The organism is Acidovorax cavernicola (assembly GCF_003581445.1).
The window spans coordinates 91,387-105,214 of sequence record NZ_QXMN01000006.1; the positions used below are offsets into that span (position 1 = coordinate 91,387).

The 13,828-nt window shown below is 68.6% G+C and carries 15 protein-coding genes; 4 read left to right on the forward strand and 11 right to left on the reverse strand.

Translation table 11 applies throughout. From position 1 onward, the window contains the following. The first annotated feature begins 235 nt into the window (after nucleotides 1-235). The 3 genes from rpsU (at nucleotide 236) to D3H34_RS08080 (ending at nucleotide 1,478) form a co-directional block, all read left to right on the forward strand. Entirely contained in the window at nucleotides 236-448 is a 213-nt protein-coding gene (rpsU, locus tag D3H34_RS08070; RefSeq protein ID WP_007833691.1) for a 30S ribosomal protein S21, read from the forward strand. Nucleotides 449-558: 110 nt separating this feature from the next. Next, nucleotides 559-1,008, forward strand: a complete 450-nt coding sequence (locus tag D3H34_RS08075) for a GatB/YqeY domain-containing protein (RefSeq protein WP_119552926.1) — start codon at nucleotides 559-561, stop codon at nucleotides 1,006-1,008. Beyond that, on the forward strand, nucleotides 1,008-1,478 hold the full coding sequence (locus D3H34_RS08080; RefSeq protein WP_119552927.1) for an NUDIX domain-containing protein: 471 nt from the start codon (nucleotides 1,008-1,010) through the stop codon (nucleotides 1,476-1,478). The genes D3H34_RS08075 and D3H34_RS08080 overlap by 1 nt, the downstream gene beginning before the upstream one ends. Before the next feature lie 7 nt (nucleotides 1,479-1,485). Here D3H34_RS08080 and D3H34_RS08085 read toward each other — a convergent pair whose 3' ends face one another. Next, a complete protein-coding gene (locus D3H34_RS08085; protein WP_205736693.1) occupies nucleotides 1,486-2,241 on the reverse strand; it encodes a sulfite exporter TauE/SafE family protein in 756 nt (251 codons plus the stop codon). Between the two features lie 100 nt (nucleotides 2,242-2,341). On the opposite strand from D3H34_RS08085, the gene D3H34_RS08090 reads away from it, so the two are divergent. Beyond that, complete coding sequence (locus D3H34_RS08090) at nucleotides 2,342-3,247, forward strand: LysR family transcriptional regulator (protein WP_119552929.1); 906 nt, start codon at nucleotides 2,342-2,344, stop codon at nucleotides 3,245-3,247. Here D3H34_RS08090 and D3H34_RS08095 read toward each other — a convergent pair. From D3H34_RS08095 to D3H34_RS08140, 10 genes are all read right to left on the reverse strand, one after another. Continuing rightward, nucleotides 3,234-4,244, reverse strand: a complete 1,011-nt coding sequence (locus D3H34_RS08095) for an SDR family oxidoreductase (RefSeq protein ID WP_119552930.1) — start codon at nucleotides 4,242-4,244, stop codon at nucleotides 3,234-3,236. The genes D3H34_RS08090 and D3H34_RS08095 overlap by 14 nt on opposite strands. Next, on the reverse strand, nucleotides 4,241-5,143 hold the full coding sequence (locus tag D3H34_RS08100; protein WP_119552931.1) for a bile acid:sodium symporter family protein: 903 nt from the start codon (nucleotides 5,141-5,143) through the stop codon (nucleotides 4,241-4,243). Before D3H34_RS08100 ends, D3H34_RS08095 begins: the two co-directional genes overlap by 4 nt. A gap of 26 nt (nucleotides 5,144-5,169) precedes the next feature. Continuing rightward, entirely contained in the window at nucleotides 5,170-6,501 is a 1,332-nt protein-coding gene (locus tag D3H34_RS08105; protein WP_119552932.1) for a flavin-containing monooxygenase, read from the reverse strand. Next, entirely contained in the window at nucleotides 6,498-7,343 is an 846-nt protein-coding gene (locus tag D3H34_RS08110) for an SDR family oxidoreductase (protein WP_119552933.1), read from the reverse strand. Before D3H34_RS08110 ends, D3H34_RS08105 begins: the two co-directional genes overlap by 4 nt. 108 nt (nucleotides 7,344-7,451) lie before the next feature. Continuing rightward, nucleotides 7,452-8,501 carry an NAD(P)-dependent alcohol dehydrogenase gene (locus D3H34_RS08115; protein WP_119552934.1) on the reverse strand — a complete coding sequence of 350 codons (1,050 nt, stop codon included), beginning with the start codon at nucleotides 8,499-8,501 and terminating at the stop codon, nucleotides 7,452-7,454. Between the two features lie 47 nt (nucleotides 8,502-8,548). Then, the gene (locus D3H34_RS08120; protein WP_119552935.1) at nucleotides 8,549-9,655 is read right to left on the reverse strand and encodes an ABC transporter ATP-binding protein; all 1,107 of its coding nucleotides are present in this window, start codon (nucleotides 9,653-9,655) and stop codon (nucleotides 8,549-8,551) included. Between the two features lie 38 nt (nucleotides 9,656-9,693). Then, complete coding sequence (locus D3H34_RS08125; RefSeq protein WP_205736694.1) at nucleotides 9,694-10,506, reverse strand: carbohydrate ABC transporter permease; 813 nt, start codon at nucleotides 10,504-10,506, stop codon at nucleotides 9,694-9,696. Nucleotides 10,507-10,526: 20 nt separating this feature from the next. Beyond that, entirely contained in the window at nucleotides 10,527-11,402 is an 876-nt protein-coding gene (locus D3H34_RS08130) for a carbohydrate ABC transporter permease (RefSeq protein WP_119552936.1), read from the reverse strand. Continuing rightward, nucleotides 11,399-12,670 carry an ABC transporter substrate-binding protein gene (locus D3H34_RS08135; RefSeq protein ID WP_119552937.1) on the reverse strand — a complete coding sequence of 424 codons (1,272 nt, stop codon included), beginning with the start codon at nucleotides 12,668-12,670 and terminating at the stop codon, nucleotides 11,399-11,401. Before D3H34_RS08135 ends, D3H34_RS08130 begins: the two co-directional genes overlap by 4 nt. Before the next feature lie 186 nt (nucleotides 12,671-12,856). Beyond that, the gene (locus tag D3H34_RS08140) at nucleotides 12,857-13,807 is read right to left on the reverse strand and encodes a helix-turn-helix domain-containing protein (RefSeq protein ID WP_119552938.1); all 951 of its coding nucleotides are present in this window, start codon (nucleotides 13,805-13,807) and stop codon (nucleotides 12,857-12,859) included. Between the last annotated feature and the right edge of the window lie 21 nt (nucleotides 13,808-13,828).

A 13,828-nucleotide genomic window follows, 5' to 3' on the forward strand; every position in this document is an offset into this window, starting at 1 on the left:
CCTTCCAGGACACCGAGGAACCGGCTTCGCCGGGCCTCAGGTGTCGCCCCCGGCGAGGGGGTTGGCGCAGCGACACGAAGTGCGCGCAGCCTGGGGGAGCACTATTGTCTTGGGGAGTGCTATACTCGCGGGCTAACTTTTGGCCTTCCCTCAACGGCCGCAAAAATTTTCAGTTGAGGAACCCCGGCTTGGGGCCTCGATCTCCCCCGGCCAAATCCATTTCAACGATTCATCAATGACCACCATCCGCGTTAAAGAAAACGAGCCCTTCGACGTCGCACTGCGCCGCTTCAAGCGCACCATCGAAAAGCTCGGCCTGCTGACCGACCTGCGCGCCCGCGAGTTCTACGAGAAGCCGACGGCCGAGCGCAAGCGCAAGAAGGCAGCTGCGGTCAAGCGCCACTACAAGCGCGTGCGCAGCATGCAGCTCCCCAAGAAGCTGTACTAAGCAACATCCAGGCAGCTGGCCCTCGACGAAAGTCCTGCCAGCGCCTCGTTGCACCAGCCGCGCCAGGGAAACCTGCCGCGGCTTTTGTTTTTTCCGAAAGGTTGCGAAGAATGACTCTCAAAGAACAAATCACCGAAGACATGAAGACGGCGATGCGCGCCAAGGATTCGGAGCGCCTGGCCACCATCCGCCTGCTGCTCGCCGCCATGAAGCAGAAGGAAGTCGACGAGCGCGTGGAGCTCGACGACGCCATGGTCATCGCCATCGTCGACAAGATGGTCAAGCAGCGCAAGGACTCGATCGCCGCGTTCACCACCGGCGGCCGCGCCGACCTGGCCGACAAGGAAGCCGCCGAGATCAAGGTGCTCGAGGTCTACCAGCCGCAGCGCATGGGCGCCGACGAAGTCGCTGCCGCGGTGAAGGCCATCGTGGCCGAGCTGGGTGCCGCCGGCCCCGGCGACATGGGCAAGGTGATGGGCGTGGTGAAGACGCGCCTGGCCGGCAAGGCCGACATGGGCCAGGTCAGCGCCGCGGTCAAGGCTGCACTGACAGGCGCCTGATGACCACCGGCAGCCCCTCCACCCCGATCCTCAAGGCCTGCGCCTGCATGGTCGACTCGCGAGGCCGGCTGCTGGTGTTCCGCCATCCCGAGGATGGCAACATGCAGCTCCCCAAGGGCACCATCGAGCCCGGCGAACTGCCCGAGGTGGCCGTCCGGCGCGAACTGCTCGAGGAATCGGGCATCGACTACGCCGGTCCGCTGCAATCGCTCGGCACGCTCGACCGCGAATGCGAAGCCGGCGTGGAAGGCAACACACACCGCCACCCGCAGCTGTGGCACCTGTTCCTGATGCGCGCCGAAGGCCGGCTGCCAGAGACCTTCCTGCACACGGCCACCGGCAGCCCCGAGGAAGAAGGCCTCGTTTTCCTGTTCCACTGGCTCGAGCCTGGCGAGGCCATCGACGACTTCGCCCTGCCCTACCGCCAGACCATCGAACGCGTGCGCACGGCGCTGTTGCTCGAGGCCTGAACCCCGGTCACCCCAGCGCGCGCAGCGCCATGTACGCCCCCAGCAGCGCCAGCCCCACCAGGAAGCAGCGCCGGAACACGGCCACCGGCAACCGCTGCCGCAGCCAGGTACCCAGCACCATGCCGCCCACGGCGGGTGCCAGCATCGCGACCGACCCGCCCAGCACCGCCGTCGGATAGCTCCCGTTCACGGCCAGCCCCAGCGCCAGCACCACGGTCGAGGTGGTGAACGAGATGCCCATGGCCTGGATCAGCGCATCGCGCTGGAAACCCAGCGCCTGCAGATACGGCACGGCCGGCACCACGAACACGCCGGTCACGGCCGTCACCAACCCCGTTGCAGCGCCCACGACGGGACCGAGCCAACGCGCCCGCGCGTCGCTCACATGCAGCTGCCGCCCCGTCAGCCCCCACAACGCATAGGCCACCAGCGCCACGCCGAGCGCCAGCGAAGCCCAGGCGCCCGCCGGCACGCCCAGCCACAGCGCACCGCCGAGCGTGCCCACCACGATGCCGGCCTGCATGCCGCCGATGCGACGGAACACTGCGCCGAAGCTCGCGCGCGGCCCGGTCTGCCAGAGGTTGGTGACCAGCGACGGCACGATCAGCAACGCCGCCGCTTGCGCTGGCGGCATCCACAGCGCGAGCAGCGCCATCGACACGGTCGGCAGCCCAAGGCCGATCACGCCTTTGATCGCACCGGCCAGCAGGAAGACCGCGGCCGCCGCCGCCCACAGGCCCATCGCTTCATTGAACATCGTCATCGCCGCGGAGTCTGCCGACCGGCGCATCGGCTGGAAATGCGGCTTTCGCGCAGCCAGCCTCAGGCACAGACTGAGGCTGACGTGCTACCTTGCGGCCACCATGCGATTCGACCTGACCGACCTGCGGCTCTTTCTCCACGTCGTCGAAGCCGGCAGCCTGACGGCCGGCGCCGGCCGCTCGCACATGACGCTGGCCTCGGCCAGCCAGCGTGTGCGCGGCATGGAGGACGCGCTCGGCACGCCCCTGCTCACGCGCCACGCACAGGGCGTGCGCCCCACCGAGGCCGGCCGCACGCTGCTGCACCATGCACGCGTCGTGCTGCAGCAGATGGAACGGCTGCGCGGCGAACTCGGCGAGTACGGCCAGGGGCTCAAGGGCCACGTGCGCTTCATGTGCGGCACCTCGGCACTGACCGAGCACCTGCCCGAGGTGCTGAGCCGCTTCCTGGCCGAGCATCCGCGCATCTCGGTCGACCTTGAGGAACGCGCCAGCCCCGACACGGTGGAGGCCCTGCGCAGCGGCCTGTGCGACATCGGCATCGTCTCCGACGCGATCGAGAGCGACGGCCTCGAATGCCACCCCTTCCGCCGCGACGACCTCGTGCTGGTGATGCCGCGCGGCCATGCGCTGGCCAGCCGGCGCCGCGTGCACCTGGCCGAGGTGGTCGACAGCGAGTTCGTCGGCCTGCCCGCCGACAGCGCGCTGCAGCAGCTGATCACCGTGCATGCGCGCGCGCTGGCCAAGCATCTGGCCTACCGCGTGCGGGTGCGCAACTTCGAGGCCGTGTGCCGCATGGTCGAGTACGGCATCGGCGTGGGCATCGTGCCGCAGACGGCGGCCGAGCGCTGCGCCCGTTCGATGAAGATCGCGCGCGCCTCGCTGGCCGACCCGTGGGCCGAGCGCACGCTGATGGCCTGCGTGCGTTCGTCGGAAGACCTGCCGCTCAATGCGCGGCGCATGCTCGAGTACCTGGTCGCGCCGCCGCCGGAGGCTACGCAGAAGTGACCGGCCGCCCCTGCTGCGCGCGCGCCGCAATGAAGGCCTCGAACGCCTCGCGGCTGGTCTTGCGCGGCACATAGCCGAACTGGTTCTTCAGCGCGGTGTTCAGCAGCACCGGCCGGTAGCGCAGGAAGTCGAGCTGCTCGGGCCCGTAGCGGCTCACGCCCAGCGCCGAACCCGCCGCCAATGCCGCCTGGAGCACACCGGCCGGCCAGGCGATGGCGTGCTTGCCCAGACGCGCGGCGATCTCGTGGATCGTGAGCGCGCCGTCGCCCGCGAGGTTGTAGCAACCGGGCGGCGCGCCGCCGAGCGCGTGGGCGATGGCGCCGGTCACGTCCTCGTCCCACACGAACACGAAGGGGCTGTCGCTGCCGCGGATGGCGATCAGCCGCTTCTTCTCGAACAGCGCGGTGATCTGGTTGTCGACCCGTTCGCCGAGGATGGTGCCGATGCGCAGCACCGTCTGCGCCAGCGCGGGATGTTGCGTGCGGCATTCCGCCAGCATCTCTTCCACCTGCCGCTTGTGGTCGGCGTAGGCGAACACCGGGTTGCCGCGCAGCGGCTGCGACTCGGTGATCCAGGCCGGGTTGTCCGCGTGGTAGCCGTAGGCCGCGCCGCTGGACGACACCACGATGTGCCCCACGCCGCGCGCCACGCAGGCGTCGAGCACGTTGCGCGTGCCGCCCACGTCCACCGAATGCTCGAAGGCCCGGCTCGAGTCCTTGCCGGGCGTGACGATGGACGCCAGGTGCACCACCGTGTCGATCGCGTGTTCGGCGAGCACGTCGGCGATGCCGTCGTCGCGCACGTCCTGCTGCAGGTAGACCACGCCGGGCAGCCGTCGCGCAGCGGGCACCTCGCGCACATCGAGCGCCACCAGGTTTTCGAACCGGCCTTGCGCGGCCAGCGCTGCGAGCACGCCGCGCCCGAGAAAGCCGTCGCCGCCCGTCACCAGCACACGCCGTGCGTGCGCCTTCCACTTCTCGTGATTCGCCTCGCTCATGGCGTCGCGGGCTTGCGCCCCCACCAGCTCGCGAGCGCGAGGCCCGCGATGATGTCCCAGAAGCCCCACACGCCCGCCACCACGGCCATGCCGCCGAGGCCGCCGAAGAAGCTGAAGATCAGCACCAGCCCGAGCCCCGCGTTGCGGATGCCGACCTCAATGGCCACCGCGCGCCGGTCGTAGTCGCCCAGCCCCGAGAGCCGCGCACACAGGTAGCCCGTGGCGAAGGCCAGCGCGTCGTGGATCACCACCGCCAGCAGCACCAGCCCCACGTAGTCGAGGAAGTAGCGCCAGTTGCCCGCGATGGCGCCGATGATGAAGGCGATCAGCGCCAGGAAGCTCAGGATGCGCGCCGGCTTCTTGATGCGTGCCGTGAGCCCCGGCAGGTGGTGCGCGCAGGCCACGCCGAGCACGAAGGGAATGCCGATGATCATCACGATATGGCCCAGCATGTCGAGCGGGTCCAGCGCGATGGTCTTGAGCAGCACCGAGGCCGTGGGATGCAGGCCGCCCCAGAAGGCGAAGTTCAGCGGCATCACGACGATCGACAGCGCATTCGAGATCGCCGTCATCGACACCGACAGCGCCACGTTGCCGCCCGCGCGGTGCGTGAGGATCTGCGAGATGTTGCCCGGCGGACAACAGGCCACGAGGATCATGCCCAGCGCGATGCTCGGCCCCGGCTGCAGGATCAGCGTGAGCACGAAGGTCACGGCCGGCAGCACGACGAACTGCGCGCCGATGCCCACAGCCATCGCACCCGGCATGCGCGCGACGCGCTTGAAGTCGTCGATGCGCGTGTCCAGCGCGATGCCGAACATCAGGAAGCCCAGCACCACGTTGAGCAGCACCAGCGAGGCCGGGTTGAAGTGCAGGCGGATCTCGTCGACAGGCAGCATGCGGAGAACCTCTTGAAGAAAGACGATCAGTCGGCCAGTGCGGCGGCGGCCTGGCGCACGGCCGCGCGGTAGGTGTCCTTGTGGACGTAGTACGCCATGCGCTCCAGCTGCAGGTACTTGAAGCCGCCCGACAGGTCGGGTGGCGGCCCCTGCACCGCCGCGCGCAGCGCCGTTGCCTTGGGCGAGCCCGCCGCCTGCGCGCGGAAGTAACGCGCCAGCAGCTCGGCCTGCTCGTAGCGCCCCTGCCAGCCGATGCCGCTCGCCTCGATCATGCCGAGCACGCCCAGCGTCTCGAAGCGCGGCGAGAAGATGTTGAGGTGCAGGCGCGGCGCCATGCCCTGCCAGTTGAGCAGCTCGCGGTCGATGAACGGGTAATGCAGCGCATAGCCCGTGGCTGTGAGGATCAGGTCGTAGTCGCGCGCGCTGCCGTCCTTGAAATGCACGGTGCGTCCGTCGAGCCGCGCGATGTCGGCGCGCACGCCGATGTCGCCGTGGCCCACGTGGTGCAGCACCAGCGAGTTCACCACCGGGTGCGACTCGTACATCTTGTAGTCGGGCTTCGGAAAGCCGAAGCGCACCGGGTCGCCGGTGAACCACTGCAGCACAGTCGCGTCGACCTTCTGCTTGAGCCACGGCGGCAGCGGGCGCTTGCCGCCCAGCGTGTCGGCCGGCTTGCCGAACACGTACTTGGGCACGAAGTAGTAGCCGCGCCGCACCGAGATGTCCACGCTTTGCGCGTAGTGCACCGCATCGACCGCGATGTCGCAGCCGGAGTTGCCGGCACCGACGATCAGCACGCGCTTTCCCTTGAACAGCTCCGGGTGCTTGTAGCTGCTGGTGTGCAGCAGCTCGCCGTCGAAGTGGCCTTCGAACTGCGGGTGCTTGGGCTCGGACAGCGTGCCGTTGGCGATCACCACGCCCTTGTACTCGTCGGTCTCGACCGTGCCGTCCGGCGCCTCGACGCTGACGCGCCAGCGCGTGTCGGACGCGTCGCTCACCGGCTCCACGCGCAGCACGCGCGTGCCGAAGCGGAAGTGCGCGCGCAGGCCGAAGCGGTCGGCAAAGTCGCTGAAGTAGCGACGCAGCTCGCGGTGGCTCGGATAGTCGGCCACGGTGTCGGCCATCGGGAACTCGGCGAACTCGGTCGTGCGCTTGCTCGAGATCAGGTGCGCCGAGTGATAGACCGTGGAGCGCGGGTTGTCGATGTCCCACAGGCCCCCGACGTCGCTGTGCGCCTCGAAGCCCTGGAACGGAACACCGAGCTTCTGGAGATTGCGGGCGCCCGCGAGGCCCGAGGGTCCGGCGCCGATGAGGACGATCTGTTCGTGCGTGGGAACGTGGGTGGCGGAAGGCGTCATCGGCGGGGAGGTTCTTTCTGGGAATTCAGACCGGGCAAGCCGGGCAGACCGGGGATCGCCGTCGCACCCGCCTCACCCACGCGCGGCTTGCGCGGCTGTCCGCGCAGCAGGCGGTCGTGCAGCGACGCAGGCAGGAGATCGAGTGCTTTCGACAACCAGCCGATGCGCCGGGGCAGCACGATCTTTTCGCGCCGTGCCGCGAGGCCCGCCAGCAGCTGGTGCGCCGCCGCGTCGGCTTCGAGCAGCCCCGGCATCGCGAAGCGGTTGCCGGCCGTGAGCGCGGTGCGGATGTAGCCCGGGCTCACCGTGTGCACCGTGAGCCCCGTGCCGCGCAGCTCGGCACGCAGGCTTTCGAGATAGCGGATCAGCCCGCCCTTGCTCGCGCAGTAGGCACCGTTGCCCGGCATGCCGTGCCAGCCTGCGATGCTGGCCACGCCGACGAGCGCGCCGCGCCCCTGCGCGCGCATCGGCTGCACAAAGGGCTGGAAGGTGGTGGCCGCGCCGAGCAGGTTGATCTCGAGCATGCGGCGGAACACAGCGAGATCGTCGGCCTCGGCGGTGTCGTAGCCGCCGGCCACGCCCGCGTTGGCGATCACGAGGTCGGGCGGGCCGGAGCGCTGCATCCAGTCGGCGGCCATCGCCTGCATGGCGGGGCCGTCGGACACGTCGGGCGTGTAGACCTTGCAGCGCTCTTCGGTGCCCGCGGCGAGCGCTGCGAGGCGTTCGGTGTCGAGCCCCACGAGCGCCACGCGCGCGCCGTTGTCGATCAACTCGCGCGCCAGCGCCTGGCCGAGGCCACCACAGGCACCGGTGAGAACGACATTGCGAAACGGCAGGAGCATGGGCAGGAAAGCGCGCAGGGCTGCGAGTGGCAAAACGCAGCCACTTTAGCCGCGCCCTGCCGTCGCAATCCCCAGCGTTTCCCCTTGCCCACGCTCTCTGCCGGGCGTTCAGGCGGCTTCAGCGGCGGGAAATTCGATCTGGATCTTCACATCCGTGACGCGCCCGGCCGCAGCCTCCTCGAAGGCGGCGATGCCGTCCTCGAATGCGAAGGTGCGCGAGATGAAAGGCTTCACGTCGACCTGCCCCGACGCGATGAGCGCCAGCGCGCGCGGGAAGATGTTGGCGTAGCGGAACACCGACTCGATGCGCACCTCCTTCGCCTGGATCGCGACGATGTCGAAAGGCACCTTCGCGGCGGGTATGCCCACCAGCACGAGGCAGCCGCCGGGGCACAGCAGGTCGAACACGTGGTCGAAGGCGCGCGCGCTGCCGCTGGCCTCGAAGACCACGTTCGCGCCCCAGCCGTCGGTCAGCGCCTGCACAGTGTCGGCGAGACTGGTGCTGCGCACGTCAACCGTCGTCACCGCCGGGTTGTGGGCGAACAGCGCCAGCTTCTCGGGCACGAGGTCGGCCAGGATCACGCGCGCCGCGCCGCCTGCGAGCGCAGCCAGTGCCGTCATCGCGCCGATGGTGCCGGCGCCGATGACCACCGCCACGTCGCCCGGCTTCAGCGCCGCCTTCTTCGCGGCCTGCAGGCCGATGGCCAGCGGCTCGACGATGGCGCCCTCGCCGAAGCTCACGTTGTCGGGCAGACGGAAGGTGAAGGCCGCCGGGTGCACCACGTAGGGCGTGAGACAGCCGTGGATCGGCGGCGTGGCCCAGAAGCGCACGGCGGGGTCGAGGTTGTAGAAGCCTTCGCGCACGGCGCGCGAGTCCATGTCGGGAATGCCAGGCTCCATGCAGACGCGGTCGCCGGGCTTCAGGTGCGTGACTTCCGCGCCCACCTCGGCCACCACGCCCGAGGCTTCGTGGCCGAGGATCATGGGCGCGTCGACCACGTAGGGGCCGATGCCGCCGTGCTGGTAGTAATGAACGTCGCTGCCGCAGACGCCCACGGTGTGCATGCGGATCTTCACGTCGCGCGGGCCGACATGCAGCGCCACGTCGACATCGCGCAGCGTGATCTCGTGCGCCTTTTCCAGAACCAGTGCTTTCATTGAATCTTTCCGAGAAGTGTGAAACATCAAATGGGGCGTGCCGCGGGTCAGTGCAGCGCGTCAACAGGACGCAGCAGCGAGGCGCCGGTCGTGATGTCGAACAGGTGCACCTGCTGCGCATCGGCGATCACCTGCAGGCGCTCGCCCAGCCGTGGGCCGCCCGCGGACGGCAGGAGCACGGCGATCTCGTCGCTGCCCTGCCCGACGCTCACGAGCACTTCGTTGCCGAGGTATTCGACGAGCAGCACCTCGCCCGCGAAGCCGCCGTGGCGGCCGCCTTCGGTGTCGATGCGCAGGTGCGCCGGGCGCACGCCCAGCGTCACGCGCTCGCGGCCTTCGAGCGCGAAGCGGCGCGCGTCCACGCGCACCGAGCCGCCGCGCCCGCGCAGCTCGCAGTGCCCATCGTCCAGGTGATGCACGTCCATCTCCATCAGGTTCATCGGCGGCGTGCCGATGAAGCCGGCCACGAAGGCCGAGCTCGGACGCTCGAAGATTTCCTGCGGCGAGCCGACCTGCTCGATGCTCCCGTCGCGCAGCAGCACGATGCGGTCGGCCAGCGTCATCGCCTCGTGCTGGTCGTGCGTGACGTACACCGTGGTGGTCTTCAGCGTCTGGTGCAGCTTCGCGATCTCGATGCGCATGTGGTTGCGCAGCTTGGCGTCCAGGTTCGACAAGGGCTCGTCGAACAGGAACACCTTCGGCGTCTTGATCATGGCGCGCGCGATCGCCACGCGCTGCTGCTGGCCGCCCGACAGCTCGGTGGGCTTGCGGTCGAGGTAGCGCTCCAGGCCCAGCGTGTCCGACACCTCGCGCACGCGCAGATCGATCTCGGCACGCGGCACCTTCTGGCGCTTGAGCCCGAAGGCGATGTTGTCGCGCACCGTCATGTGCGGATAGAGCGCGTAGTTCTGGAACACCATCGCGATGCCGCGCTCCTGCGGCGGCAGCTCGTTGACGCGCCGGCCGCCGATCTGCAGGTCGCCCCCGCTGATGTCCTCCAGCCCCGCGAGCATGCGCAGGATGGTCGACTTGCCGCAGCCCGACGGGCCGAGGAACACGACGAACTCGTTGTCGGCCACGTCGAGGTCGAAGGCGTGGACGACCTGCGTGTCCCCGTAGCGCTTGATGAGGTTGTGACAGCGGATGGCGGACATTGGTTGTTCGGGAGAAAAGGAAGTGACCGGGGTGGCGCTCATGCCGCCTCCCGCTTGCGCTTGAACGCTGCATTGAGAAACCCGCTGAGCACGCCCACCATCAGCAGCGGCGGCAGCGACAGCAAGATGACCGACGCATTCAGGATGCCCCACGGCACATCGCGCCCGAGCTGGCTCAGCTCCGACGCCACGATGGGCAGCGTCTTCGCCTCCGAGGTCGTGAGCATCAGCGCGATGAGGAACTCGTTCCACACCAGCACGAAGCCGAAGGCGATGGCGCCCACCAGCGAGCGCGCGGCAATCGGCAGCGAGATGCGAAAGAAGATCGCGTAGGGCCCGTAGCCGTCGACCCGGCCCGCTTCTTCCACCTCTTTGGGCACCGCCTTGAAAGCCGGAATGGCAAGCCAGATCACGGTCGAGAGCGTGAGCAGCGTGTAGGTGGCGATGAGCGCGGTGCGCGAGTCGTACAGCTCCAGCTGCAGCCAGATCACCATGAGCGGAATGGCTACGGCCACGGGCGGCAAAAAGCGCATCGACAGCACGAAGAACTGGATGTCGTTGCCCCAGCGCAGCGGATAGCGCGCCAACGCGTAGGCGGCGGGCAGCCCCAGCACCGCACCGATCAGCACGGCCGCGCCCACCACCACGATCGAATTGACCAGCCCCGCGGCGACGGCCTCGCGGTTCAGCACGTAGAGGTAGTTGTCCAGCGTGGGGCTGAAGAAGAACTTCGGCACGGCCGAGACGATGTCCACCCGGTTCTTGAACGAGTTCAGAAAGGTCCACAGCACGGGCACCAGCGCCGAGAGCCCGGCTGCAATGAGCGTGAGCCGCGCCAGCAGCGTGCCGATGGAAATGCGCGTCTTGGGCTTCATGAGGGCCTGGTCCATTTCCAGATGTAGGTGAACGCGACCGTGGACGCGACCATCATCAGCACCGCCATGCTCGACGCGTACGAGATGCGGCCCGATTCGATGAAGCCCTGCGAGAAGGCGTACATGTCGAGCGTCTCGGTCGAGATGCCCGGGCCGCCGCGCGTCATCACGTAGATGAGGTCGAAGGCGCGCAGCGACTCGACCATCTTCACGAAGGTCAGGCTGATGAGCGGCGCCTTCAGCATCGGCAGCGCCACGTAGGCATAGACCTCCCACGTCTTGGCGTGGTCCAGGCGCGCGGCCTCGAAGGGCTGCGGCGGCAGGGTTTCGAGCAGCTTCAGCACGATGACGGCGAAGAACAGCCCCCACTGCCACACGTCGACGAACGCCACCGTCAGCAGCGCCAGCAGCGGGTCGGCGAACAGGTCGAGTGGCTCGCCAGTGATCGCCTTGTACGGCCAGGTGAGCAGGCCGAACAGCGGATGGAAGGCGAACTTCCAGACGAAGGCGGCCGACACGCGCGGCAGCAGCACCGGCACGATGAACAGCATCGAGAGCACCTGGCGCCAGCGCGGCGTGGCGCAGCGGTGCATCAGCGTGCCCATGAGCACGGCCAGGGCCATGGTGGCGCTGACGGTGAGCACCTCCCACACCAGCGACACGCGCACCGAGTTGAGAAAACGCCGGTCGGAGAACAACTGCACGTAGTTGCTGAACCAGACCCAGCCCGTGTCGGCCTGGCCCAGTTCGCGGTCCTGCAGCGAGATGGCGATGGCGAACACCGTCGGCACCAGCGCCAGGACCGCAAGCACGAGCAGCCCCGGCCCGATGAACACGGCCGGCAGCCGTGTGGTGTGGGAACGGTTGCTCACTTCTTGCGGCGCGCGATCAGTTGCTTGGCATAGGCGTCGAGTTCGTCGAGCCCGGCCTGGATGTCCGTGCGCGAGCCGGTGATCAGCTCTTCAAGAATGATGCCCCAGCGGTCGCCCAGGTCGGGCCAGGCCGGGTCCTGCCAGAAGTTCACCGCCGTGACCTTGCCGGTGTCGGCCAGTGCCTTGCCCAGGTCGGCGCCGTAGCGCTTGGCGAACTCGGGGCTGCCCAGCACGCTGGTGCGGTTGAGTTCGCCGAACTGGCCTTCCGCTAGCCGGCGCTGCTCGTTCTCCTTGGAGGTGGCCCACGCGATGAACAGGCCCGCGCACTTCTTCGCCTCTTCGGTCCTGTTGGCACGGGCGCCGATGGCCAGGCCGTGGCCGTAGCCGCCGCCGGTGAGCGGCGCGGGCGGCACCGCGTAGGCGATCTTGCCGACCACGGTGGACATCTTCGGGTCGAGCGCGTTGCCCGCCAGCGGCGTCGATTCGACCAGGATCGCGACCTTGCCGGCCAGGAAGGCGCCGGTGGACTCGTCCCACCCGCCCGTCTTGGTGCCGGGCGCGGAGTACTTGAAGAGGTCGAGGTAGGTCTGGGTCGCCTTCACCGCGGCGGGCGAATTGAAGACCGGCTTGTCGCCGTCGAACCACTGGCCGCCGTAGCCGCGGAAGAACGGCATCCAGCGCCACACGTTGGCGCCCGAGCCGCGCTGGCCGCGCAAGGCCACGCCGTAGACGCCGTTGGCGGGGTCGTTGAGCTTCTTCACGGCGGCCACGAACTCGTCGAGCGTGGCCGGCGGCTTGATGCCCGCCTTCTCGAGCAGGTCCTTGCGGTAGACCATGAGGTCGCCGCCGCCGGTGAGGGGCGCGAACCAGGTCTGGCCCGCGAAGGTGGCGACCTTCTGGCGGCCGGCGTCGAAGTCGGCGTAGTCGTAGCCGGCCGGGTAGTACGGCGTGAGCGGCACGATCCACTTCGACTGGACGAACTGCGCCACGTTGGCCTCGTCGACGTAGTACACGTGGTACTTGCCGACCGTGGAGGCGTCGGCGCGCGACTTGGCGCGGCGGTCGTTCTCGTTGAGGTTGTCGACGGTGAACGATGCGCCGCTCAGGCGCTTGAACTCGTCCCTGGACTTCTCCAGCAGCGTCAGGCCCTCGCGCGGCTGCGACAGGACGCGCACATCCTCCTTGCAGACCTGCGCCAGCGCGGCGGACGCCAGCGTGGCCAGCATCAATGCCAGGCCGGCGATGCGGCAGGAATTCGGAATCGGCATGCAATGTCTCCTTCGTTGTCGGTGCCAATCGCCGGCGGAATATCGGCAACAGCAGCGAAACGAAGGTTAGGGGGCCGGTCCGGCGCCCTGCGTACATGCCCACCGGGCACCTGATACTTTGGCGGCATCCCGTCTCGGGGTTTCGCCCGAGAGGCAAGCCCGTATCAGGGCGGAATCAGGCCGGAATCAGGCGGCCAGCGGCGTGTGCTGCGCGCTGCGCAGGCCGAAGCGGCCCTGCGCCTGCTGCCGGTAGGCCGAGGGCGTCATGCCCTTGAGGTGCAGGAAGCGGCGGTTGAAGTTCGCGAGGTTCGAGAAGCCGACCTCGTAGCAGATCTCGCTGACCAGCCGGTCGGACACCTGCAGCATCTCGCAGGCCTTGGTGATGCGCAGCCGCGTGACGAAGTCGGTGAACGTGCTGCCCATGTGCTTGTGGAAGTAGCGCGAGAAGCTGCTTTCGGCCATGTTGGCGACGGCCGACACGGCCGGCAGCGACAGCTCCTCGGACAGGTGCGCGTGCAGGTGGTCGAGCACGCGGCGCATGCGGGTGTTGGCCGTGGGGTCCTCGTCGCTCGGCTCCGCGCTGCTGGATATCTGGCGCCAGTCGCTCCAGTTGGCGAGCTCGTGCAGCAGCCCGATGAACTCCGACAGCCGCGCCATGCCCTCCTGCTTCTGCACGCGTGCGAAACGCTCACGCACGAGGTCGCCGATGCCGAAGAACTCGATGCCCAGCCGGGCACGGTCGAGCATCGGCAGCACCGTTTCCAGCTCGGGGAACAGCTCGACGCCCTTGCGCAGCGGCTCGTCGCGAAAGTGAATCACCATGCTGCGGTCGGCCACGCCTTCGGGCGGCACGTGGTGGGAGATCCAGGTGTGGGGCAGGCGCCCGCCCACCAGAGCCACATAGCCAGGCTCGAAATGGCCGATGTGATTGCCGACGAAGGCATCGCCGCTGGTGCGGTTGATGCACTGCAGCTCGTACTCGTCGTGGTAGTGCCAGCAGTCGAAGGGCCAGGGCACGCCGTGCTGCAGGCAGCGCACCGAGCCGCCGCCCGCCGGCTCGAAGCCCAGGCGCGGGTCCCGCAGGAGTTCGTGTTCGAGGGCCGGCTTGCGCGCGGCGCGGTGCTTGTTCGCTTTCAATCGCCCCTGTCCTTGAGATCG

What these genes read in the sequence shown, in the direction of transcription:
- rpsU (WP_007833691.1), top strand. Translation starts at nt 236, where the DNA reads ATGACCACCATCCGCGTTAAAGAAAACGAGCCCTTCGACGTCGCACTG.
- D3H34_RS08075 (WP_119552926.1), top strand. Translation starts at nt 559, where the DNA reads ATGACTCTCAAAGAACAAATCACCGAAGACATGAAGACGGCGATGCGC.
- D3H34_RS08080 (WP_119552927.1), top strand. Translation starts at nt 1,008, where the DNA reads ATGACCACCGGCAGCCCCTCCACCCCGATCCTCAAGGCCTGCGCCTGC.
- D3H34_RS08085 (WP_205736693.1), bottom strand. Translation starts at nt 2,241, where the DNA reads ATGACGATGTTCAATGAAGCGATGGGCCTGTGGGCGGCGGCGGCCGCG.
- D3H34_RS08090 (WP_119552929.1), top strand. Translation starts at nt 2,342, where the DNA reads ATGCGATTCGACCTGACCGACCTGCGGCTCTTTCTCCACGTCGTCGAA.
- D3H34_RS08095 (WP_119552930.1), bottom strand. Translation starts at nt 4,244, where the DNA reads ATGAGCGAGGCGAATCACGAGAAGTGGAAGGCGCACGCACGGCGTGTG.
- D3H34_RS08100 (WP_119552931.1), bottom strand. Translation starts at nt 5,143, where the DNA reads ATGCTGCCTGTCGACGAGATCCGCCTGCACTTCAACCCGGCCTCGCTG.
- D3H34_RS08105 (WP_119552932.1), bottom strand. Translation starts at nt 6,501, where the DNA reads ATGACGCCTTCCGCCACCCACGTTCCCACGCACGAACAGATCGTCCTC.
- D3H34_RS08110 (WP_119552933.1), bottom strand. Translation starts at nt 7,343, where the DNA reads ATGCTCCTGCCGTTTCGCAATGTCGTTCTCACCGGTGCCTGTGGTGGC.
- D3H34_RS08115 (WP_119552934.1), bottom strand. Translation starts at nt 8,501, where the DNA reads ATGAAAGCACTGGTTCTGGAAAAGGCGCACGAGATCACGCTGCGCGAT.
- D3H34_RS08120 (WP_119552935.1), bottom strand. Translation starts at nt 9,655, where the DNA reads ATGTCCGCCATCCGCTGTCACAACCTCATCAAGCGCTACGGGGACACG.
- D3H34_RS08135 (WP_119552937.1), bottom strand. Translation starts at nt 12,670, where the DNA reads ATGCCGATTCCGAATTCCTGCCGCATCGCCGGCCTGGCATTGATGCTG.